We start from the raw sequence: 22,617 nt of genomic DNA, 5'->3' as shown, positions 1-22,617 counted from the left end.
TCAAAAGAATGTATAAACTTGGAAATCAATAGAGGTGCTGCAATGAAATGGAAAGAAATTGAACATCAGATGTACACGATGTGCATGGTTGTGGATGAAGATCAGATCCTTCTCATAAAGCGGCCGGATCATAAAGGCTTCCCCGGCTATCTTGCTCCCGGCGGAAAGGTCGAGTTTCCCGAGAGCATAACCGACGCAGCAAAACGCGAAGTGCTGGAAGAAACAGGCCTGCACGTCAAGAATATTATTTTTAAAGGCTGGGATGAGTACGTCAACCCGCAGACGAATATCCGCTACATGGTCTTTAATTATCTGGCAGACTCCTTTGAAGGCAGCCTGTTAGAGGCCCCCCCTGAAGGAGAACTGCATTGGGTTCCACGAAACGAGGCACTGGCACTGCCTATGCAGCCCTGGTTTAAAAGGAAACTGCCGCTATTTTTTGAAGAAGGAACTTTTGAGATCCATTCGGTTTGGGATGAAGAGCACAACACAGAAGGAGCAAGCAGGACAAGAGTTTTTACTAAGATTTAATGGAGGTGTACCCGCTATGACCAAAGAAATAGCCCTAAAGGTAAAGATTCGTCCCGTTCAGGAAGAGGACTTGCCCATTTTATGGAACTATATTTATGGAACGGACTGCACTGAATGGAAAAAATGGGATGCTCCCTATTTTCCTCTTGAGCATAAAGACTTTGAAACGTACCAGCAGGGATTTCGCCAAAAGGCAGAAGAATATCCGCCACGCAGCATGGCAATTGAAGCCTCCGGAAAAGTGATCGGCACTGTGGGATATTACTGGGAGCATCAAGATTCTAATTGGCTTGAAGCAGGAATCATTATTTATGATCCAGATTATTGGAATGGCGGGTATGGAACGGAAGCTCTTACTCTCTGGGTGAATTTACTCTTTTCCTCTATGCCGCTTGCCCGGGTGGGAATAACCACCTGGTCCGGCAACAAAAGAATGATGAAGGCAGCTGAAAAGATCGGCATGCAGCTTGAAGGAAGAATGCGAAAGTGCCGAATCGTAAACGGGGAATATTATGACAGTATCCGGATGGGTGTACTGAGGGAAGAGTGGGAGAAAAGGGCATAGAGAAAGGCTCGTTTTTAAGCGAGCCTCTATGTCCTGATTTCAAGCATGTGAAGATAATCCCCTGCAATCTTACTTATTCCTTCAGATACCTTCTTCGGAAAAACCGCGACGAAGCAAGTCGCAGGGCCAGCTGATTTTTTAAGATCCAATGGGCTTTCAAGATCTTTCTCTTTAAATTCCATGTTGGAAAACAAACCATTCAGCTCCTTCATTATTCCTTTGGAGCCTATTGGAAGAGTTACAGTCTTCTCCATTGAATTTATTGCCTTAAAAAGCTTCAAGGGTGCTGCCTCTTCCTCTCTTTCAACCAGCTCCTGGCCAACCAAAGGGGAACCGATTACCGCTATCCTTATATCCTCTGTAAATGTCAGGGTCTCAGCAGGAAGCTCTCCCCGCCTTTTTCCAAGTACCGATAACCCTGCCGCAGATTGCAGCAGGTTAAAGTTGCTTTCTGTACTGCCAGTGATTTGCAGTTCTGTCATGCCTAATTCATCTGCCCCTTTTTTAATGCCCCGTATAAGCTGCTCCCAGGCATCATCTCCGCAGAAATTCTGAAGAACAGCCGCGAATGGCTGAGCACCAGCTGACATGCATTCCATGACAGCGACCCGGAAGGAATAATATGAAACGGTCTCGTACGGAACCTGGACAGCGTCCTGTTCTTTCTCGCCAATTGCCCCGCTGTTATCACTTGCTACCACAATGGTGTCTTCCGAATTAAATGGGAAGGTTAAGACATCCCTCACTGTTCAGCACCCGCTTTGGAAAGAACCGGTCCCACGAGCTTAACAAGCCTTGGAATCACTATATAAGCAATAACGGCATTTATCACAGAACCTATAAAAAGGGAAGGCACAATTGCCAGATAAAAGGCCTTGCCCATTACAAAGATAAATGGAAGCGGGGCTGCAAAGGCATTGCCTAACACAAAAAGAATTCCCGCCAGCCAGTGCCGGCCCCTCTGATACAACGAACTGAAAATAAAGGCTAACAAAGCCATTTCAGCAGCAATTAGGAGATGAAGAGGCCCTAAAGGCATACCGCCCAATAAGGCCGAAAGCAGATGCCCGATAGCCGCAACAGCTGCACCGCCATAACCCCCGAGCAGAACAGCTGCAAGCAAGGCAGGAAATGCATCCAATGCCACGCTTCCGATAATGGCCGGAACTTTAATCGCTGCTCCAATTGCTGTCAGTGCAATCAGCATCGCTGCCATTCCTAAGCGCATGCTCTTCATTACTTCTCCTCCTTGCGCTTTCCTTCACGGAATACATTGGCACTGCGCACATACTCCACATCCTTCTGGTTCAGACGGAAGTTAATCACCCTGGCCAGAGCAAAGAAGTAATCAGATAAGCGATTCAAGTATTTCAGCGCCACTGGAGAGGTTTCCGGATCTGCTTTTTTTAGTGAGACCACAAGCCGCTCTGCTCTCCGGGTTACTGTCCTGGCAATATGAATGGACGCCGATGCTGGGGCTCCGCCAGGCAGAATAAATCTTTCAAGCTTGGGTGCTTCCTCAATCATTTGATCAATCTTAGTCTCCAAATAGTCCACAGATACCTTCGTTAATTTCAGCTCCCGCTTTTTCGACACATTTGCTAGGTCTCCGCCACAGTCAAAAAGCTCATGCTGGATCTTTTCCAGATCCTCCAGGACATCCTGAAAAGCGACTGGATCCAGCTGTGTCATCGCCTGCCCGACAAAACAGTTGACTTCATCCACTGTTCCATAGGCTTCAACCCGTACATCATCCTTTTCCACTCTGCCTCCGATAATGCTTGTTTTTCCCTCATCACCAGTTCGCGTATAAAGCTTCATCTGCAATTCCCCATTTCATTTAATTTTTTGGCTGATGCCGTACCAAATCAAATCAACTCTATCTGCAGCTGCTGCTGCATCCTGAAAGGCCCATCCTGATGCATCCCGCCATTTTCGGTCAGCTGCCTCCATCGGAACAATCCCTTTTGACATATCAGATCCGATTAAAACCATTTTCCGGTTAACAGCTGCTTTTTCCCACTTAAGCCACTTTTCCAGCTGCGCCTGCCACTTGCCCCGGATTTCTTCAAATTCAAGCGTCGATGACCACTCCCGAATCATCTGTTCAATTCCCTCAAAAACAATCAGCTGGTAATCTAAATCATCAGGAAACTCACCATGATAAGCAGAAATCCATTTATGGGGAGTATCTTCCAATTGATAAAATTCCTTCACCCACTCGGATTTCCCGTTAAACCTGCCTCCTGTAATGAAGTGCATCTTTCTCCCCTCCTAAACGCTTCCCGAGACCATCTAAACTCATAGCCTCTTCCAAACGGAACTTGCCATTCCCAGAATTCCTTTTGCTCCGGTGCGTACTTTCCAAGAAGGTACCTTATGACTCCGCCATGTGTAATTACAGCAGCATCACAAATCTCATTCCGTAGCAATTGATCGGTTAAATTCTTCCACCCTTTATCCACTCTTGAAGTAAATCCTGAGAAAGACTCCCCTCCAGGCAGTACTACCGAGAAAGGATTTTCCAGCCATTTTTGATAATCCGGGTTCCCTTTCAGCTCTTCATAAGTCCTGCCTTCCCACTCGCCAAAATGCATTTCTCTCCATTCGGGACATGGTTTAACAGGATGACCCGGAAAAAGAATAGCTGCCGTCTTCATGCATCTGCCTAAATCACTTGCATAAATTCTGCTGTAGCCTTGAGGTGCCGCAGCCAGCTTTCTCCTATGTTCCGGACACAAAGGGGAATCCGTCCAGCCCAGATAAGCATGGGACTTATTGGCTTCTGTCATCCCATGACGAAATAATGCAACAGCCACAGTGTCATCCATAAAAGCACCTCCGTCCCTTCCACGCTGGCTCCAAGTACATCCCCTGTCATTCCGCCAAACCAGGCAATAACTTTTCTTGATAAAAATACGATAAACAGGATTGAAAATAGAACCATGAAAAGAAATCCGGCAAAAGCCGGCAAGCCAGACAGCCAGGCGGCTGCCGCGGCGCCCAGAAGGAAGATAGGGTAAATGAATAAGGTGGTTTTCGAAGCAGCCTGCTGAAATAAGGAGCCCAGCCCCTCTTTTTTGGCTGCCTTCACTTTTATGAGCAATACCCCCATTGCCATCTTACTTAAAAAGGGAATCACTGCAATTAAAAAATAGGAAGATGGATTTGATAACAGCACAATTTCATAGATAAACAGAAAACGGGCACCCAGCAGAACAATAACAGACAGAACCCCGAAAGCTCCTACCCGGGGATCACTCATGATTTCAAGCCGCTTCTCCTGATCGCGATAGGAGAAGAACGCATCACCCGCATCCATCCACCCATCAAGATGGATTCCGCCGGTCAGCAAAATACCGGCAAGCCAGACAGCAAAAGCCGCTGCTAATAGGGAAAAAGGAGTCCATTCAAGAAAAGCATAGAGTATAAATGCGTATATCCCGCCCTGTATCATGCCGGCTATAGGGAATGTCCTGATGGCCTTCTCCAGATGAGGCTTATCCATGGGCAGGGATACCGGAATGGGAATGCTTGTGAAGAATTGAAGATTAATCAATAATCCTTTAAGCCATTTCATTCTGTTTTCTCCAGCTAAAGACAATTTCCTTTAATTTTTCCCAATCCATATGCTTTAGCATCGCTTCTGACAGCTCATCATATTTGCTGTCTTCCACTATATCCGGATGAGCGGCTTCAGGTCCATCCGAAAGGGAATCTTCAACAGGAATGCCATGCTGGCCTATGTATGGGAGAACAGCAAGTACCGGAAGCCCGGTTTTTTCCTCAATCCACCTCTTCCCTTCCTCAAAAAGCTCCGGATCCCCATGAAATTTATTAATCATGATTCCTTTTACCCGGTTTCGCTCCTGTGGACTCAACAGCTCCAGCGTCCCTATAATACTGGCAAAAACCCCGCCTCTTTCAATGTCCGCAGCCAGAATCACGGGCACATCCGCCATTTCCGCGGCCTTCATATTTGCGAGCTCTTTTTCCTTTAAATTGATCTCAACCGGACTTCCTGCCCCCTCCAGCACAAGAAGCTCATACTCTTCCCGCAATTTTAGAAGTGACAGCCTAATCGCTTCAAGCCCCTTTTGATAAAAATCATTCTGATAAGAGCTACCTGAAACCACTTCTGCATGGTCCCCAAGCATAATGACCTCGGATTGGCAGCCGGCCATTGGCTTTAGTAAAATCGGATTCATCCATTGATTCGCTGTAGTCTTAGCGGCCTCTGCCTGCAATCCCTGTGCTCTGCCGATGTCCTTTCCGCTTTTGGTCTGATAAGTATAGTTGCACATATTCTGAGATTTAAATGGAGCTACGCGATATCCTTCGTTCGCAAATGCCCTGCAAAGAGCGGTAGCAATCAGGCTTTTCCCGACATCGGATGAAGTCCCCTGAATCATGATCCCTTTCATGCCGGATCTCCTTTCATTTGAATGGGAATGCCTGCTTCAACAAGAAAGGCTTCATCAGCCAGCTTTACGATCTCCCTGTGAAGCTTCCCCAATATTTTCGCATATGTAAATACCAATTCGTTTTCGCCAATTGCCTCATTCAAGACTTCGTTGCTGACTATGATCAAGCAGCTGCACTTTTTGCGTATTTCAACAACGGAACTTAGTATTTCATTAGAAAGGTTTTGCTGAAATTCTCTGGTCTGCCAGACATCTTCTCCTCCAAAAAATTCATTATTCAAGAGAGTGGTCAAGCAATCAAATAGAATAATATCCTGATTGCCAAAGCTTCCCGAGATCTCATCAAGTTTGCTAGGCTTCTCCCAGGTAGTCCAGCCCAAGCCGCTCTTATCCCGGTCATACCGGTGCTTCCGGATGCGCGCCTCCATCTCGGAATCAAAAGCTTTTCCGGCAGCAATGTAGTGAAGCTTTCCGGCTGTTTTTTCTGCACTCCGAGCTGCAGTCCTCTCCGCATATGAGCTTTTTCCGCTCCGCACGCCCCCTGTGATAAAAATCAGCGAACCTTCCGCCATTCCTCCATCGCCTCCATCAGGACATCATTGTCTTTCGGCCCTCTAATCGCAAAACGCAGCCATCTGCCTTCCAGGCCGGGGAAATTCATCGTGTGCCTTGGGATAATGCCCTTTTCCAGCAAAAATCGAAAGAGAGGCAGCTGCTCATCCAGGCGGGGATCCCTTAATAAATAAAAGTTCACGGATGAAGGAGAAACGTTAAAGTCTAATTGCTGATAAAACCGAACCAGCCTCGCTCTCTCCTGCCGGATCAAATCCTTTGTCAGCCTGACGTGCTCCTTGCTGTCCAAACACCACTCTCCTGCTTTTAAAGCAAGGGCATTCACGCTCCAATGAGGTTTCAGAGCAGCAGCTTTTTCAATTAGCCTCTCACCTGCCATCATATAGCCAAGGCGCAGGCCCGGTATGGAAAACATCTTCGTCATGGAGCGCAGCACCACCACATTCGAATCCTTTCCTATGTATGGAACAATAGATTGATACTCACTGGCAAAGTCATAAAAAGCTTCATCCATAATAAGCAGGCAGCCGTGTCTCTGACACTCCTCCATCAGCTTCTTCACCATCGCAGAGGGATAGTAGACACCCGTCGGATTATTTGGGTTGCAAAAGAAAGCAGCATCAGCAGCGTTTAACTTTTCAGATAGCGTTTCCATATCCAGATTCCAATCCCCGGGCTCCAGCTGATGATAGGAGACTGTACAATGATTAACGCGGCAGGCCTCTTCATATTCTGAAAAAGCCGGCTGTATAATCAGCGCATTTTTCCCTGCTATCATCCTGCCAATCAGGGTAATCAGCTCTGCTCCCCCATTTCCCACTAGAATCTGTGTTTCCTCTATTCCCTCTTCAGCCGCCAATTTGCTTTTTAATAGAGAAGAACGGGGATCGGGATAGTCGCTAATATATTGGAATAGACTGCCCCACCTGTCTTTTAATTCACGGGGAGGCCCCAGGGGATTGATATTGGCACTGAAATCAATCCGCTCCTCGGGCATTTGCTTATCCATCGCTTCATATAAGTATTGCGGGTTAGATCCGTGTGAAGGCCAAATCAAAGAGCATCCCTCCTGTCCATAATAAAAGCAAGAATAAGAAAACCGTCTTGTTCATGATCGAGATGCTTTTTAAAATATGTTCCTTTTCAAGCAGTACCTTTGGCTTTCCCATCGTTGCACGGTTTGAAATTAATCCCTTATAGAAGTTGATTCCTCCCAGCTGGACCCCCATAAGGGCTGCAATAGCAGCTTCGCCCCAGCCGCTATTCGGGCTTGGATGCTTCGGCGCATCCCTTAAAAGGATTCCCCAGGCTTCCTCATATGTAGAATGCTCCGGCTTTTGGGTGAGCATGATGCAAACGGAAGTCAGCCGGCTCGGGATCCAGTTCGCGATATCATCCACCTTGGCGGATGCCCATCCAAAATCTAAATATCTATCATTTGTATGGCCCACCATCGAGTCACATGTATTAATGGCCCTGTAAATAAGAGCAAGCGGAGCACCGCCGATGAGTGCCCAAAATAATGGAGCTGTAATGCCATCGCTCGTGTTTTCTGCCACAGTCTCCACGGCAGCCCGGACAATGCCGGGTTCATCTAGTCGTTCAGTATCCCTGCCGACAATGTATGAAAGCTTCACTCTTGCTTCTTCCATATCTCCTTTTGCCAGAGGCACATAGACCTCCAGAGCTGCCTCTTTTAAACTTCTTTGTGCAATGGCTGTGAAGATAAGGATCCCCTCTGCCAGAATGCCGGCAGCCGGATGAATTTTATAGAAGAGCGATATGATTAAATAAGTTATTCCTCCTGCAGCCAGCAGGACTATAGATAGCATGAGGATCCCCTTTAATTTTTTAAAACGGCCTTTATTCAGAGCTTGTTCAAGTTTATGTATCAGGGCTCCCATCCACCTGACTGGATGCGGCCAGCTGGGCGGGTCCCCTATCAGCTTATCTATGATACAGGCAAAGGTTAGAGCCATCAGGTGATTTATAATCATCTCTTTATCCTGCTTTGTGATTTTTTGATCGCCTCAACTGTACATTCGTAGACACCCTTGCCAATTAATTTGCCAAGCGGTGTAATGGTACCCGCATAATCCAGATTTTCCCCCTGCTGTGTGGCCGCAATCAAAATACTGTCTGTCGAAGTTCCAGTCGCTATCGTCCCTGTGACACCATCTTTAACTTTCTGATCATGTAGTGCACGGGTTTTTGCCTCAGTTGCAGTCATAATAGACTGGATGAAGGCTTCCTCAGTCAGATGGCCATTAACGAAAATCCATGTATTGATAGTACCCGGAATCAGATGATAAGAATGCTCTTCGCTTTTTGAGGCATCCACAGCATTGCCGACACCTGCTGTCACTACCACATACACAGAGAATGCCTCTTCTTCATAAAATTTGCTGAAGTAATCCTCAATATATACGGCAGTCATCATCCCCACAGTTTCTCCTGGTTCAAAGCCAATCCCCCGGACAAATTCCGCCATTTCTGCCCGATGATCACTGCAGTCATAATTCTTGCTCACATGCCGGTTAAGAAAAATCCGATGCCAGCCAGTGCCTGAACCGGTTACACCTGAAGACATGGTTTTAAGCGGAAATGGCGAGCGAAGAACAAGTAAGTCTTCCCTTACTTCCAGGCTGGCCGGATCGATTCGTTTCTCCAATTGGCTTTCTGCCTGTGAGCGTTCAGGCACCAGCACCATCTGAGGAGCCGCCACTCTTGGATGCGGAAGCTTCTCAATCTTCGTCCTGTAAACCTCCCGTATCCGCCCTTCTTTTAAAACCTCATTCGGAACATGGTTAATATTGATTTCACCATTCTCAAGCAGCAATAAGCGATCACAGTAAAGTCCGGCCAAATTCAAATCATGAAAGATGGAAATGACCGTCAATCCGCAGTCTTTTGACCAGACAGAAAGAAGATCAAGCAGCTCTTTTTGATAAGATAAGTCCAAATGGTTCGTCGGCTCATCCAGCAATAATATTTCCGGCTCCTGGGCAAGGGCCTGCGCTAAAAACACCCTCTGCCTTTCACCGCCGGATAATTGCTGAATATTATCATCCTGAAATCGGGAGATGCCTGTCTGCTCCATAACCCGGCAAACCGCTTCTTCATCTTTACCGGTCCAGCTCTGGAACCAGCCTTTTTGATGGGCATACCGGCCAAGGGAAACAGTTTCCTTTACAGTATAGGAAAAGGCCTGAGAGGAATGCTGGGGCAAAACGGCAACGATTTTCGCCAGCTCTTTCGGTGTATATTCTGAAAGGTTTTTACCTTTGATTAAAATATCACCTGATGTATTGGGCAGAACGCCGCTCAGCATCTTCAGAATCGTCGTTTTTCCGCTTCCATTTGGCCCCAAGATCCCGAAAAGCTCTCCTTTTTCCACTTCAAAGCTGATATTTTTTACAACCGGAGCACCGGCATACCCGCCAGTGATCTGCTCGACTCTTAGCATGATTCATCACTACTTTCTGAATAGAAAAGCGCAAGCGCCCTTATGTGCTTAAATTTTATTCTTTCTTTTCATTAAAATAACCCCAAAAGCAGGCGCACCGATTAAGGCTGTAATCACACCGATTGGAAGCTCGGAAGGAGCAATGATTGTCCGCGAAACCAGATCGGCTATAATAAGGAATCCTGATCCCATCAGAATGGATAGCGGCAATAGATGCCTATGATCCGGACCCCACAGCATCCGGGTCAGATGAGGGATCACCAGTCCGACAAACCCTATCGTTCCAGACACCGCAACAGCCGCACCCGTTAAGATGGAGCCTGCTATCAGGACCATCATCTTTCTCTTTTGAACGTCCACCCCTATATGCCGGGCCTTTTCCTCTCCGAAGCTCATCGCATTCAGCTCTTTGCTGTTAACCAGCAATAGAACCGCGCCTATCACAAAAAACGGAAGGATAATGTTAATATACGCCCACCCCCTCATGGATACACTGCCAAGAAGCCAGCCAATAATCTGTCTAAGCTCCTCACCTGTCAGTGCAATCATTAGAGAGATAAGGGCGCCTAGAAAAGAACTGAAGATGATGCCCGTTAAAATAATCGTTTCCACTTTCATGGATCTTTCAATACTTCTCGCAAAAAGCAAAACAGCAAAGATCGTTAAAAAGGAGAAAAATATGCTGAATAACGGCAGTGTAAAGATTCCTGCCAGCGGAATAGATAGACCAAAGAACAAGGTTAAAACTGCACCGAGCGAAGCCCCGGAAGATACCCCAATTGTATAGGGATCTGCCAGGGGATTCCTTAATAAACCTTGAAAGGCGGCTCCCGCAATTGCAAGAGACGCCCCAACCAAGCCTGCCAGCAGTACACGCGGAAGTCTTATGTTCATAATAATATTTGCATGCATGATATCTGTTTTTCCCAATGAGACAAAGGGAAAAATCTCAGCGCTTATTACTTTGATGATGGTCAGGGGATGAATGGACACTGTTCCGATTGAAATTCCCATCAGCATGGCACAAAGCAGGAAAGCTGCTGCTGTTGTATAAGCCAGTAATTTATTATTTAAATACGTCCGGATAGATTGCTTTTGCAAGTTCCTCGACTCCTTCAATTATACGAGGGCCAGAGCGGGTCACCATATCGGAATCAACAGCGGCAACCTGCTTGTTCTTCACTGCGGTAATATCCTGCCAGCCATCCCGACTTAAGACATTGCCGACAGAGTCTTCAGTGTAAAAGCCATGTGTGGTGACGATTACATCCGGATTCCGCTCGATAATTGCTTCCGAATCCATCTTCGGCCATCCTTCTTCCGATATGATATTTTCTGCGTTGATGGCACTTAGCATTTCATCCATAAAGGTGTTCTTGCCGGCTGCATAGATTTCAGGAGCAGGTGAAACTTCAACCATTACCGATTTGCGGTCTTCTTCTTTTATCGCTTGTGCTTTTGTTTTGATTTCCTCAAGCTTGCTCTTCATGTCGGAAACAAGCTGGTCGGCTTTTTCTTTCGCTCCCGCTGCAGTCCCAATCATTTCAATGGATTCATATACCTCATCAAAGTTCTTCGCGTCATTGACAATAAGGACAGGCACACCCGCATCCTTTAATTGCTGAAGACCGGCTTCCGAACTTTGTGCGGTTGAAGCATGGGCAAGGACAAGGTCAGGATTCAAAGAGATCACTTTCTCTACATTAAATTCCAGACCTCCAACCTTTTCCTTTTTCTCAGCTTCTGGCGGGTAGTTATCAAAATCAGAGACCCCCACCACTTCTTCTCCAAATCCTAATTCGAATGCTATTTCGGTATTGCTTGGAATAACAGAAACAATTCTTTCAGGCTTAGTTTCAATAACCACTTCATTATCAAGCGCGTCATTTATTGTTACAGGATAAGCACCTTTCTGGCCTTCCTCAACCTTTTTCTCTTCTTTAGGATGTTCGGCACTCTCGCCGCAGCCTGCAAGCACTCCTGCCGCGAGCAGCATCGTTACTAAAAATGCATAAAACTTCTTCATACTCAGCAATCCTCCTAGAACTATCGACAAAATTCGGGTGGTGCCTGTCACCACCTGTAAAAATAAAAAAACATCCCCTCGAACGGCAAGGAGATGTTGGCATGGTCATTTACAAGAAATGCAGAATAGATGGCCGGACCAAACACCTCCCTATCCTCGTAGGTTAATGGGTGCTTAAGAATCAGGCAGGTCTCCTGGCTCATGGTCATTGCATTTTCTGCTCCTTCCCATACATTCATGTACAGTGGATTTTGCAGACTGCTTCCATTTACAGTGGCGGGACCGCGCTGGAATTTCACCAGCTTCCCTATTAAGTCTTCAAAAGAGCCTGCTTTAAAGCCCTTTTGAGAAGACACCTGTTCTATTGCGATATAAAATTTTCTATTTCCGATTATACACCATCCCGCAGGAAAAGTAACAGAAAATTGCTGAAGCTTGTAAAAAAGTTCAGAGTCTAACGCGAGTAGATTTTCCATTCCCTCGTTTTCTTATCGAATACAATCTTTGCTTCACATGGTTCTTTCACTAAGGCTACATACTCATCATACATATCATCCATATTGGCAAAATCACCAATTATCCAAATCGGAATTTCAATCCGGACCCGATTCTGTTCAATATCCTTAATGGAAAGGACAGCTCCTTCTTTCATAAGGGGCTTTAATGAAAGCAGCACGTCTCTCGTGATAGGAGGATACGTCTTTTTCTTTTTAATGCCAAGGAGTGTTTTTTCTACCTTCATCTGTCCCATTTTACCGGGAACCACTTCTCCAAGCATACGGTAAAAATCGTTCAAATCGCGATAATATGTGCGGTTAAACCAGCCATCCTCATGGGCAAGGTACACATACCGGTTACTCAGATAATTGTAAAAAGGCGGCTTAAGATGCTCTTTGATATGACTGAGATAAAGAAGCTCCGCAATGGCCTGGCCGGGAAGCTCATTCACTGCTTCCTCTTCCTCGAAGTCGATCCAGCAAAAATCGCCATAGCCGTATACATCATCCTCTACCAGCCTGCCCAGCTTGTCCCTTGACACATAATCGAACATCGTATGGCTATTAAAGTCCCCATCTTCATAACGGTGCTTTAACAGCAGCAAATTATTAATAGAATCTGCAAGTGACTGGGCAAACTCTGCAAACTCAATTCCATAGGTCATCACATACTGATCCTTTTCATTAAGGTGGATGTAGATGAGATCACGAATAGTTTGATTCCTTCTTTTCAATGACGAAACCTCCGAGCCGTTACGCAAAGTAGTATTTTCATAGCCTTAATTGAATTAATCGGGCCTTACGGGCAGATTGACCCCGCATATCCTCCTTGATTCTTCACAATCTTGAAGCAGGGATCTTATTGCCCGTTAGACTGCGATAAAAAGACAGCTTCCTTATTGAAACTGTCTGCCAAACTTCCAGTATTTTATTCTCTTATTGTAGCAAAAATATCTGAAAATATCTTTGCAATGCGAAAAAATTTTTACCGTTATTTTGAAAATGCAGGAAACCATCCCATTGATTTTTTCGTCTAACCAATGAAATCACTTTCTCCATTGTAAGGTTAATTTTTCTCTGATAGGATAAAAATGTAAATGATAAAGGAACCAGGTGTGTAAAAATGAAACAGAATAATAGATTCTCAGACCGATTCGATTGGACATTATGTTTTCTTCTGCTGCTATTTTTTCTTATCAGCTGCATTGCGATTTACAGCGGACAATCCTCCAATCAATATGAAGGGAATTTTGTCATCTCTCAAATTAAAAATTACATTGTTGGAGCGGTCATTGTAGGGATTGTCATGTATTTTGACGGCGAACAGATCCGGAGACTCACATGGCTGCTGTACGGTTTCGGCATCCTATTGCTTGTCGGGCTATTCATTGCACCGGAAAGCATCGCACCTGTGCGCAAAGGTGCCAAGCTGTGGTATATCATCCCTGGCCTCGGTTCGGTGCAGCCTTCAGAGTTTGTTAAGGTATTCCTTATCATTGCCCTCAGCAAAGTTATTGCTGACCACCATCTGAAGTATCAGGCGAAGACCGCAGGCACGGACTTTTTTCTCCTCATCAAACTGGGGGCGGCCACATTGCCTCCATTAGGATTGATTATTATCGAAGACCTGGGTACCGCTCTTGTCCTTATCGCGATATTAGCAGGGATCATCCTGGTATCCGGCATCACCTGGAAAATCCTTGTGCCTATTTATGGAATCCTCGGAGCTCTTGCAGGAACTGTTCTATATCTGGTAATCATAGCACCGGAGATTTTAGAGAAGTACCTCGGGATCGACCCCTATCAGTTCAGCAGGATTTATTCCTGGCTTGACCCGGTCAATCACAAGCAGGGGGCCGGAATGCAGCTGTATAATTCCATGCTCGCCATCGGCTCGGGATTAATTTCAGGTAAAGGCTTTACCGATAGACAGGTATATGTGCCAGATGCCCACACTGACTTTATTTTTAGCGTCATTGGCGAGGAGTACGGCTTCTTCGGTGCCAGTGTGGTAATCAGCCTTTTCTTTCTGCTTATCTATCACTTAACGAAAACCGGCCTTGAAACGACTGACCCTTTTAATACCTATATTTGCGTCGGGGTCATCAGTATGATCACCTTCCACGTATTTCAAAATATCGGAATGACCATTCAGGTCCTGCCAATCACCGGCATTCCGCTGCCTTTTATCAGCTACGGCGGAAGCTCGCTTATGGGAAATATGATGGCGATGGGACTGATATTCAGCATTCGCTACCATCACAGAAACTATATGTTTTCAACTGACTCAAATTATGTTGCAAAATAGTACCAGGCGCGTATAATAACAGTAATATATTTAGTGTCTATGATGAAGAGAGTAGCAATGGGCTCTTTCCTAATAGCGAGACAGGGGCGGTGCAAGCCTGTCGGAAACCCTTTTTGTGAAGCGCACTTCGGAGATGCATAGCTGAAAGAAAAGTAGGCTGTGCCGGGTTAGGAGTCCCGTTATAAAACCCCTAAAGGAATGCTTTCAAAACTAATGAAGCGTCCTTTCGCAAGAGGTCCTTTGGACAATCAGAGTGGTACCGCGGGAATTTCAGCTCGTCTCTATTTTATATAGAGGCGGGCTTTTTTATTTTTTAGGAGGTGTTTAAATGATCGACTTCAAAGCTATATTCACCGATCAGCTGGCTTCAGTGCTGAATGGGGAGATTACTGAGAAAGCCATTTCAGATTTAATTGAAACGCCAAAGAACCCGGCATTTGGCGATCTTGCTTTTCCCTGTTTTACACTGGCAAAAGCATTCAGGAAATCACCAGCAATTATCGCTGAGGAGACAGCGTGCAAGATTCAGGGACCATTTATTGAAAAAGCGGTAGCTGACGGCCCCTACATTAATATCTTTTTCTCAAAAGGAGCTGCTGGTGCTGACATACTGGATGAAATCCTGAAAGAAGGAGAAAAATTCGGAATGCTGAAGGATGGCGCAGGCAAAACAGCCGTGCTTGATTTCTCTTCACCCAACATCGCAAAGCCCTTTTCCATGGGTCATCTGCGGTCAACTGTCATTGGAAATGCCCTCGGGAACCTGGCTGAAAAATGCGGTTATACGTCGGTCAGAATCAACCACTTAGGCGACTGGGGCACACAATTCGGCAAGCTGATCACCGCTTATAAAAAGTGGGGCAATCTGGATAAAGTGAAGGAGCATCCGATTAAGGAGCTGCTCAGCCTTTATATACGGTTTCATGAAGAAGCAGAGAATGATCCAGCCCTTGAAGATGAAGCACGTTCCTGGTTCAAAGAGCTTGAAAACGGAAATACAGAAGCACAGGCACTCTGGAATTGGTTCAGAGACGAATCATTGAAAGAATTTCAGCGTGTTTATGATATGCTTGGCATTCATTTCGACTCATACAATGGCGAAGCTTTTTATAATGATAAAATGGAGCCCGTTATCGAGGAACTGGTTGCTAAGGAGCTGCTGACTGAATCTGATGGTGCAGAGGTCGTTCAGCTGCCTGATGAAGACCTTCCTCCATGCCTGATTAAAAAATCCGACGGAGCGACCCTGTATGCAACGCGGGATCTTGCTGCAGCATATTACAGAAGGGAAACCTATCAATTTGATCACTCCCTATATATTGTCGGCCAGGAACAAAGCATCCATTTCAGGCAGGTTAAAAGCGTGATCAAAAAAATGGGCTACGAGTGGGCAGATAAAATGATACATGTCCCTTTTGGGCTTTATTTGAAAGATGGCAAAAAGATGTCTACCCGTAAAGGCAGAGTCATCCTTCTGGAGGAAGTCCTGGATGAAGCTGTTCTTCTCGCAAAAAACAACATCGAGTCTAAAAATCCCGGGCTGGAAAATAAAAATGAAGTCGCTGAAGCAGTCGGGATCGGAGCCATTTTGTTCCATGACCTGAAGAATGACCGCATGAACAATATTGAATTTTCACTTGAAGACATGCTGACTTTTGAAGGAGAAACCGGTCCCTATCTGCAATACACCAATGCCCGGGCCTGTTCACTTCTCCGCAAGGCTGGCGATCTCCCTTCTGCCGCTAGCGGGCTAACCGATTCTTACAGCTGGGAAATTATTAAACTGCTCTATCACTATCCCGAGAAAATCAGACAATCGTATAATCAGCTTTCCCCTTCCGTTCTCGCTAAATATCTGATTGATGTGGCCCAGGCCTTCAATAAATATTATGGGCATGTACGGATACTGGAGAAGGATGCAGACATCCAGACTAGGCTTGCCCTTGTCACAGCAGTCACCATTATTCTTACAGATGGCATGCAGACACTCGGCATGAAGGTGCCCCGGGAAATGTAAAAGGAGAAGCCGTTATGGCCTCTCCTTTTTTGCCTTGAGGCGGGCATTTGCTTTCTGCACTCTCACAAGGCTCCGCACTAAAAATCCTCCGACAAAAATGACCATCAGCACTAAGCCGGTATAATTCAAATGGATTACTTTCAGAATCACACTTGCGACTGTCGCCATGTATAAAGCTCCAAGCATATAGGTGATCTCTTCATTATCAAAATATGAGGTAAGCCTCGCTCCAAATTGTGATCCTATGAGGCCGCCTCCTACGAGTGAAAGGCCAATCCAATAATCGATGCTGACAGTGGAAGAGTAGGATAGATAGCCTGCGGATACGATTAACATGATAGCAAACAAGCTGGTCCCTACTGCATTTTTCGGCTTCATCCCTAAATAGGCGACCGATAAAGGCACCATAATAAATCCGCCGCCCACCCCTAATGTCGTAGAAACAAATCCTGCAAAAAATCCAATCAGCACCATCTTCAGAATGGAAGGAGAATATGACTGAGCGGAACCATCTGGTTTTTTCCCCCTTCTTAACATCCCTAAAGCAAAATAAGACAGCAGGATGGTATAAAACAAAGGAACGGCCCATGTGTCCCATCCCCTATCTGCTAGAAACATCACAAAAGGATGCGCGGCCTGAGTAGCTGCCATGCCGCTTAGTCCAAGAATCAGCCCTTGTTTAAGCCATATATTCCTCATCCTGATATGGGCGATGATGCCTGAAAGAGAGGTACCAATTGAAAAAAGCAAACTTGTGGTGATTGCTTCTACCGGAGAAAAACCAAACAGCATGAGTGTCGGAGTAAGGATGAATCCCCCGCCCACCCCAAAAAAACCAGAGAGCACACTAATAAGAACCCCGAGCGTAATAAATAAAAGATATTCCATTAAAAATCCCCACTCACCTGTATGTCTTGCCAGATATTCAATACTATATCACTTTACCATAATCGCACATGGTTATACCGACGAATGTTTATTTATAATAATTATAAATAAGTATTGATTATAATTTAAAATTTGTTATAATTAACATATAAATTACTTAGGGGGAATTACGATGGAAAAATTACATGCAGCATTAAATGTTCAAGTAGCAAACTGGAGTGTCCTTTATACTAAATTGCATCGCTACCATTGGTTTGTAAAAGGCCCGCTTTTCTTTACTCTTCATGAAAAGTTCGAGGAATTATACAATGAAGCAGCGGAAGTAGTGGATGAGGCAGCTGAACGCCTGCTTGCCATCGGCGGCTCACCGGCAGCAACATTTAAAGAGTACTTAAGCATTACCACTCTTGAAGAATCCAATGGGGAGAAGAAAGCAGAAGATATGGTTGCCGCTCTTGCTTCCGATTATAAACATATTAAAGAAGAGTTAATTTCTTTAGCCGATCTTGCCGAGGAACATGGAGATCAAGTGACAGGCGATTTTGCCATCGGCCTATTAGAAAAATTAGATACGCATATTTGGATGCTGAATGCCTACTTAGGAGAATAATTGAGTTTGATAAAAGAGTCAGTGAGAATAATCACTGGCTCTTATTTTTGTGCCTGAAAAAATTTTTGCCCTTTGTGCTCTCTGAGGTGTTATGATTGACCTGATTGCTTCATTTATTTTTAGAAAGGAGTCTCCATAATGGCAAACTTAAAATATTCCTTATTTATTTTTCTGGGCGCATGCAGTTATGGCATTTTGGCCTCCATTGTCAAACTCGGTCTTCAGGCCGGCCACTCTGTTCCTGAATTAACCGGAAGCCAATATTTAATTGGGCTCCTTTTGTTATTGCTTTCTTTCCCATTTATCAAAAGAACGAAGATCACTTTTAAACAAGCGGCAGCTTTGTTATTGACCGGTGCCTCCCTAAGCTTAACAGGCATTCTGTATGGCATGAGTCTTGACAGGAACCCGGCATCCATCGCTGTTGTTCTTTTATTTCAGTTCACCTGGATTGGAATTCTTTTTGAAGCACTATATGAAAGAAAGATGCCCGGCAAAGCCAAAATCATTTCTTCAATCATGCTTATTATTGGAACCGTATTTGCAAGCAACCTGATTAATTCCGGATCCTATACTATTCAAGCAGATGGCCTGATTTATGGTTTATTATCTGCGGTCACATTTGCAGTGTTCATTTTTGCAAGCGGCAAGGCCGGCAAAGGAATCCCAACCATTCAGAGAAGCATCTTCATCACATTTGGCGGACTTCTACTAGTTGCTGCTGTTTCAGGCCCAGTCATTATAAGCGGCGGCATCCAGCTTGGAGGCCTATGGAAATTCGGGCTGCTGATGGCATTGTTTGGCGCCATCTTCCCAATTGTATTCTTTGCAATTGGTTCACCCCACTTAGATTCAGGGCTTGCCACGATTGTAGGCTCTGCTGAACTTCCGGCCGCTGTTGCAGCCGCCATGCTGATTCTTGGCGAGAGAATATCAGAAGCACAGACTTTTGGGATTGTGCTGATCCTGATCGGAATCAGCATACCGCAGTTTTCATTTAAAAAGTCAGCGAAGAATCGTTATAGTACGTAGGATTTTTATGGCTGGATTCGCTGGGGTTTGGCAACTTGCTTGCGTAAAGAGGCTTTGGAGCTTATTCCAAGGCCTTTTTACTTTACAGCTGGTGGTTTGCGGGTGTTTATGGATGGTGCAGCTGGGTTCTGACACCAACTGGCTCTTTTCCCTTTTTATGTCGGAAGGTGGCCTGGGTTCTGACTCTGACTGGCTCTTTTCTCCTTTGTGTCCAAGTTGGGGCAGCTTCTGACTCTGACTGGCTCTTTTCTCCTTTTTGTGTCGGAAGGTGGAGCAGCTTCTGACTCTAACTGGCTCTTTTCTCCTTTTTGTGTCCGAAGTTGGAGCAACTTCTGACTCTAACTGGCTCTTTTCTCCTTTTTGTGTCCGAAGGTGGCCTGGGTTCTGACACTAACTGGCTCTTTTCCCTTTTTATGTCTGAAGGTGGCCTGGGTTCGGACTCTGACTGGCTCTTCTCTCCTTTTTGTGTCGGAAGGTGGAGCAGGTTCTGACTCTGGCTGACTCCTTTCTCCTTTTTGTGTCAGAAGTTGGCCTGGGTTCGGACTCTGACTGGCTCTTTTCTCCTTTTTGTGTCCGAAGTTGGAGCAGCTTCTGACTCTAACAGGCTCTTTTCTCCTTTTTGTGTCCGAAGTTGGAGCAACTTCTGACTCTAACTGGCTCTTTTCTCCTTTTTATGTCCGAAGGTGGAGCAGGTTCTGACTCTGGCTGACTCCTTTCTCCTTTTTGTGTCAGAAGTTGGCCTGGGTTCGGACTCTGACTGGCTCTTTTCTCCTTTTTGTGTCCGAAGTTGGAGCAGGTTCTGACTCTAACTGGCTCTTTTCTCCTTTTTGTGTCCGAAGTTGGAGCAACTTCTGACTCTGACTGGCTCTTTTCTCCTTTTTGTGTCCGAAGGTGGCCTGGGTTTTGACTCTAACTGGCTCTTTTCCCTTTTTTTGTCGGAAGGTGGCCTGGGTTCGGACTCTAACTGGCTCTTTTCTCCTTTTTGTGTCCGAAGGTGGCCTGGGTTTTGACTCTAACTGGCTCTTTTCCCTTTTTATGTCGGAAGGTGGCCTGGGTTCTGACTCTGACTGGCTCTTTTCTCCTTTTTGTGTCGGAAGGTGGAGCAGCTTCTGACTCTGGCTGACTCCTTTCTCCTTTTTGTGTCAGAAGTTGGCCTGGGTTCGGACTCTGACTGGCTCTTTTCTCCTTTTTGTGTCCGAAGTTGGAGCAACTTCTGACTCTAACTGGCTCTTTTCTCCTTTTTGTGTCCGAAGGTGGAGCAGGTTCTGTCTCTAACAGGCTCTTTTCTCCTTTTTGTGTCCGAAGTTGGCCTGGGTTTTGACTCTAACTGGCTCTTTTCCCTTTTTATGTCGGAAGGTGGCCTGGGTTCTGACTCTGACTGGCTCTTCTCTCCTTTTTGTGTCGGAAGGTGGAGCAGGTTCTGACTCTGGCTGACTCCTTTCTCCTTTTTGTGTCAGAAGTTGGCCTGGGTTCTGACTCTGACTGGCTCTTTTCTCCTTTTTGTGTCCGAAGTTGGAGCAGCTTCTGACTCTGACTGGCTCTTTTCTCCTTTTTGTGTCCGAAGGTGGAGCAGGTTCTGTCTCTAACAGGCTCTTTTCTCCTTTTTGTGTCCGAAGTTGGAGCAGGTTCTGACTCTAACTGACTCTTTTCTCCTTTTTGTGTCCGAAGGTGGCCTGGGTTCTGACTCTGACTGGCTCTTTTCTCCTTTTTGTGTCCGAAGTTGGCCTGGGTTCTGACACTAACTGGCTCTTTTCTCCTTTTTGTGTCCGAAGTTGGCCTGGGTTTTGACTCTAACTGGCTCTTTTCCCTTTTTATGTCGGAAAGTGGCCTGGGTTCTGACTCTGACTGGCTCTTTTCTTCTTTTTATGTCCGAAGTTGGAGCTGGTTCTGACTCTGACTGACTCCTTTCTCCTTTTTATGTCTGAAGTTGGCCTGAGTTCTGACTCTAACTGGCTCTTTTCTTCTTTTTGTGTCCGAAGTTGGCCTGGGTTCTGACTCTAACTGGCTCTTTTCTTCTTTTTGTGTCCGAAGTTGGAGCAGGTTCTGACTCTGATTGCCTCTTTTCTCTTTCCTATGTCCGAAGTTGGCCTGGGTTCCGACTCTGACTGACTGACTCTTTTCTCCTTTCGGTGTCCGAAGGTGGAGCAGGTTCTGTCTCTAACAGGCTCTTTTCTCCTTGTGTCTGTAGGTGGAGCAGGTTCCATCTCGAACACTCCTCTTTCTGCATTCTGTGTCCTAAGGTGAAGCAGGCTCCTAATCCAACGCTCCCCTTCTGCCAAAAGTTGAACCATTCCCATTCACCACTAGTCTTTTCCAAGCTTTTTCTGTTCCCAAAATCCAAAAACTTCAGTAAACTATAATTACCAATAAAACCAATGAGAAAGGTCGGAAAAAATGGCAGACACACCAGTTTCGATTCCCCGTCCGCTCGTCAGAACCAATCAATGGTCAATCGTTTTAAGTGTTTTAGCTTCGTGGTTTACCGGAGAAGCCTGGATTCTCGCTATTCCCTTGCTTGCAGGTATAATGGGCCTATTGTTCGGCTTCAATCCGATAATGCGTGCAGCAAGGTATTTTCTTAGAAAAAGTCCCTCGGAGTACATACCCGAGGACTGGGAGCAGCAGCAGTTTAACCAGGTGATTGCCGTTGCCTGCCTGGCGCTTGGGCTGATCAGCTTTCTCTTGGACTGGACAGCTGCAGGGTATGTTTTTACAGCTATGGTTGGTCTAGCAGGATTTATTGCTATTCTGGGCTTTTGCATCGGCTGTTTTATCCGCTTTCAGCTTAATCAGTATAGATACCGAAAATCGTAAGGCAGCCATTTCGGCTGTCTTTTTCATTTCCTTATTCACTCAGCTTGTTTCAAAGGACTTTTTAAGGGGTACATATTTCATAAGTCCATTAACCTGAGGTGAAAAAATGAAAACTGCCAGTAAGTTTCTATTAACAAAAGAAGATATGACGAACCCCGATATTGTGCCTGAGTGGGTTATTCAAGAATATAAGACGTTTCATGATACGGTTACAGATACAACCTTCCCATGCTATTTTGGAATGACTGCCGAAAAGCGCGGTGAGTTGAGATATGCCTATATTACACAGGAGGACTGGTCTAATCTGCCGGAAGCTCTTGAATCTTTCATTGAGCTTTTTGATGCACCAAAGCTTATTCGTCATGGGCTGTTTGTTTTTGTGGAGCCGGAAAAAGATGAAAAGCCGCTTGAGCATTACAGAGAGAATTTCTGGAATATCCTTCAGTATTTGCATAAGGTTGATACAAAGCCTTGGCCGAAGGATTACCCGACCGATCCGGACCATCATTTATGGGCGTTTTCTTTTGCGGAGGAGCCCTTCTTTGTGTTTGGCAATGCGCCTGCCTACAAGCAGCGTAAAACGAGGGATCTGGGCAATAGTCTTGTGCTCGGATTTCAGCCTCGCCGCATTTTTGAAGGACTTGAGGGTACCTCTAAAGGCGGCGTCATGTCCAGGGAGAAAGTAAGAGAACGCGTTGAAAAATGGGATGGCCTTCCTACCCATCCAAATATCAGCCACTATGGCGATCCTGAACACCGCGAGTGGAAACAATACTTCATCGGTGATGACATTAAGCCAATTGAAGGGAAATGCCCTTTTCACCATAAATAAATCGCTGTTTTACACAAATAAAGAACCGTTCCCA

23 protein-coding genes, 1 riboswitch and 1 other annotated feature are annotated in these 22,617 nt (G+C 45.6%); of the genes, 8 read left to right on the top strand and 15 right to left on the bottom strand.

The annotated features are described in order from the left end of the window. Positions 1-42 precede the first annotated feature (42 nt). Positions 43-531, top strand: coding sequence for an 8-oxo-dGTP diphosphatase (locus AC6CHU_RS18685; protein ID WP_251284308.1), 489 nt, complete (start codon positions 43-45; stop codon positions 529-531). 16 nt (positions 532-547) lie between these two features. Further along, the gene (locus AC6CHU_RS18680) at positions 548-1,096 is read left to right on the top strand and encodes a GNAT family N-acetyltransferase (RefSeq protein WP_159870795.1); all 549 of its coding nucleotides are present in this window, start codon (positions 548-550) and stop codon (positions 1,094-1,096) included. 26 nt (positions 1,097-1,122) lie between these two features. Here AC6CHU_RS18680 and AC6CHU_RS18675 read toward each other — a convergent pair whose 3' ends face one another. From AC6CHU_RS18675 to AC6CHU_RS18610, 14 genes are all read right to left on the bottom strand, one after another. Further along, positions 1,123-1,842 carry an ATP-binding protein gene (locus AC6CHU_RS18675; protein WP_159870798.1) on the bottom strand — a complete coding sequence of 240 codons (720 nt, stop codon included), beginning with the start codon at positions 1,840-1,842 and terminating at the stop codon, positions 1,123-1,125. Then, entirely contained in the window at positions 1,839-2,333 is a 495-nt protein-coding gene (locus AC6CHU_RS18670) for an ECF transporter S component (RefSeq protein ID WP_159870801.1), read from the bottom strand. The genes AC6CHU_RS18675 and AC6CHU_RS18670 overlap by 4 nt, the downstream gene beginning before the upstream one ends. Beyond that, positions 2,333-2,917 (bottom strand): cob(I)yrinic acid a,c-diamide adenosyltransferase, encoded by a 585-nt coding sequence (locus tag AC6CHU_RS18665; RefSeq protein WP_498122583.1) that lies wholly within the window; start codon positions 2,915-2,917, stop codon positions 2,333-2,335. Before AC6CHU_RS18665 ends, AC6CHU_RS18670 begins: the two co-directional genes overlap by 1 nt. Before the next feature lie 15 nt (positions 2,918-2,932). Further along, positions 2,933-3,358, bottom strand: coding sequence for a bifunctional adenosylcobinamide kinase/adenosylcobinamide-phosphate guanylyltransferase (locus AC6CHU_RS18660; RefSeq protein WP_159870807.1), 426 nt, complete (start codon positions 3,356-3,358; stop codon positions 2,933-2,935). After that, positions 3,310-3,927 carry a histidine phosphatase family protein gene (locus AC6CHU_RS18655; RefSeq protein WP_159870810.1) on the bottom strand — a complete coding sequence of 206 codons (618 nt, stop codon included), beginning with the start codon at positions 3,925-3,927 and terminating at the stop codon, positions 3,310-3,312. Before AC6CHU_RS18655 ends, AC6CHU_RS18660 begins: the two co-directional genes overlap by 49 nt. Then, entirely contained in the window at positions 3,885-4,676 is a 792-nt protein-coding gene (cobS, locus tag AC6CHU_RS18650; protein WP_159870813.1) for an adenosylcobinamide-GDP ribazoletransferase, read from the bottom strand. Before cobS ends, AC6CHU_RS18655 begins: the two co-directional genes overlap by 43 nt. Further along, complete coding sequence (locus tag AC6CHU_RS18645; protein ID WP_251284304.1) at positions 4,663-5,520, bottom strand: cobyric acid synthase; 858 nt, start codon at positions 5,518-5,520, stop codon at positions 4,663-4,665. Before AC6CHU_RS18645 ends, cobS begins: the two co-directional genes overlap by 14 nt. Continuing rightward, positions 5,517-6,092 carry a bifunctional adenosylcobinamide kinase/adenosylcobinamide-phosphate guanylyltransferase gene (locus tag AC6CHU_RS18640; RefSeq protein WP_159870819.1) on the bottom strand — a complete coding sequence of 192 codons (576 nt, stop codon included), beginning with the start codon at positions 6,090-6,092 and terminating at the stop codon, positions 5,517-5,519. Before AC6CHU_RS18640 ends, AC6CHU_RS18645 begins: the two co-directional genes overlap by 4 nt. After that, a complete protein-coding gene (gene cobD, locus AC6CHU_RS18635; protein ID WP_159870822.1) occupies positions 6,074-7,150 on the bottom strand; it encodes a threonine-phosphate decarboxylase CobD in 1,077 nt (358 codons plus the stop codon). The genes AC6CHU_RS18640 and cobD overlap by 19 nt, the downstream gene beginning before the upstream one ends. Continuing rightward, positions 7,125-8,090: an adenosylcobinamide-phosphate synthase CbiB gene (cbiB, locus tag AC6CHU_RS18630; RefSeq protein WP_159870825.1), complete on the bottom strand. Its 966-nt coding sequence runs from the start codon at positions 8,088-8,090 to the stop codon at positions 7,125-7,127. Before cbiB ends, cobD begins: the two co-directional genes overlap by 26 nt. Continuing rightward, the gene (locus AC6CHU_RS18625) at positions 8,087-9,559 is read right to left on the bottom strand and encodes an adenosylcobinamide amidohydrolase (protein ID WP_159870828.1); all 1,473 of its coding nucleotides are present in this window, start codon (positions 9,557-9,559) and stop codon (positions 8,087-8,089) included. The genes cbiB and AC6CHU_RS18625 overlap by 4 nt, the downstream gene beginning before the upstream one ends. A gap of 48 nt (positions 9,560-9,607) precedes the next feature. Next, the gene (locus tag AC6CHU_RS18620; protein WP_159870831.1) at positions 9,608-10,660 is read right to left on the bottom strand and encodes a FecCD family ABC transporter permease; all 1,053 of its coding nucleotides are present in this window, start codon (positions 10,658-10,660) and stop codon (positions 9,608-9,610) included. Beyond that, the gene (locus AC6CHU_RS18615; RefSeq protein ID WP_498122582.1) at positions 10,626-11,585 is read right to left on the bottom strand and encodes an ABC transporter substrate-binding protein; all 960 of its coding nucleotides are present in this window, start codon (positions 11,583-11,585) and stop codon (positions 10,626-10,628) included. The genes AC6CHU_RS18620 and AC6CHU_RS18615 overlap by 35 nt, the downstream gene beginning before the upstream one ends. Before the next feature lie 167 nt (positions 11,586-11,752). After that, positions 11,753-11,960: riboswitch (cobalamin riboswitch) on the bottom strand. 79 nt (positions 11,961-12,039) lie between these two features. Then, positions 12,040-12,816 (bottom strand): hypothetical protein, encoded by a 777-nt coding sequence (locus AC6CHU_RS18610; RefSeq protein ID WP_159870840.1) that lies wholly within the window; start codon positions 12,814-12,816, stop codon positions 12,040-12,042. Positions 12,817-13,205: 389 nt separating this feature from the next. On the opposite strand from AC6CHU_RS18610, the gene AC6CHU_RS18605 reads away from it, so the two are divergent. Together AC6CHU_RS18605 and argS are read left to right on the top strand one after the other, a co-directional pair. Continuing rightward, on the top strand, positions 13,206-14,390 hold the full coding sequence (locus tag AC6CHU_RS18605; protein ID WP_159870843.1) for an FtsW/RodA/SpoVE family cell cycle protein: 1,185 nt from the start codon (positions 13,206-13,208) through the stop codon (positions 14,388-14,390). 30 nt (positions 14,391-14,420) lie between these two features. Beyond that, positions 14,421-14,676, top strand: a binding site (T-box leader). A 45-nt stretch (positions 14,677-14,721) separates the two neighbouring features. Then, positions 14,722-16,407 carry an arginine--tRNA ligase gene (gene argS, locus AC6CHU_RS18600; protein ID WP_498122585.1) on the top strand — a complete coding sequence of 562 codons (1,686 nt, stop codon included), beginning with the start codon at positions 14,722-14,724 and terminating at the stop codon, positions 16,405-16,407. 12 nt (positions 16,408-16,419) lie between these two features. On the opposite strand, the gene AC6CHU_RS18595 is transcribed toward argS, so the two are convergent. Then, the gene (locus tag AC6CHU_RS18595; RefSeq protein ID WP_159870849.1) at positions 16,420-17,295 is read right to left on the bottom strand and encodes a sulfite exporter TauE/SafE family protein; all 876 of its coding nucleotides are present in this window, start codon (positions 17,293-17,295) and stop codon (positions 16,420-16,422) included. A 172-nt stretch (positions 17,296-17,467) separates the two neighbouring features. Here AC6CHU_RS18595 and AC6CHU_RS18590 point away from each other — a divergent pair, with 172 nt between their 5' ends. From AC6CHU_RS18590 to AC6CHU_RS18575, 4 genes are all read left to right on the top strand, one after another. Beyond that, complete coding sequence (locus AC6CHU_RS18590; RefSeq protein ID WP_159870852.1) at positions 17,468-17,905, top strand: Dps family protein; 438 nt, start codon at positions 17,468-17,470, stop codon at positions 17,903-17,905. 138 nt (positions 17,906-18,043) lie between these two features. Beyond that, positions 18,044-18,937, top strand: a complete 894-nt coding sequence (locus tag AC6CHU_RS18585) for an EamA family transporter (RefSeq protein WP_159870855.1) — start codon at positions 18,044-18,046, stop codon at positions 18,935-18,937. Positions 18,938-21,331: 2,394 nt separating this feature from the next. Next, positions 21,332-21,751, top strand: coding sequence for a DUF4395 domain-containing protein (locus AC6CHU_RS18580; protein ID WP_498122581.1), 420 nt, complete (start codon positions 21,332-21,334; stop codon positions 21,749-21,751). Positions 21,752-21,857: 106 nt separating this feature from the next. Next, complete coding sequence (locus tag AC6CHU_RS18575; RefSeq protein WP_159871713.1) at positions 21,858-22,583, top strand: YqcI/YcgG family protein; 726 nt, start codon at positions 21,858-21,860, stop codon at positions 22,581-22,583. Positions 22,584-22,617 lie beyond the last annotated feature (34 nt).

It is taken from the genome of Cytobacillus sp. GQ23 (assembly GCF_059758675.1).
This window is presented reverse-complemented; position numbering and strand designations above follow the sequence as displayed.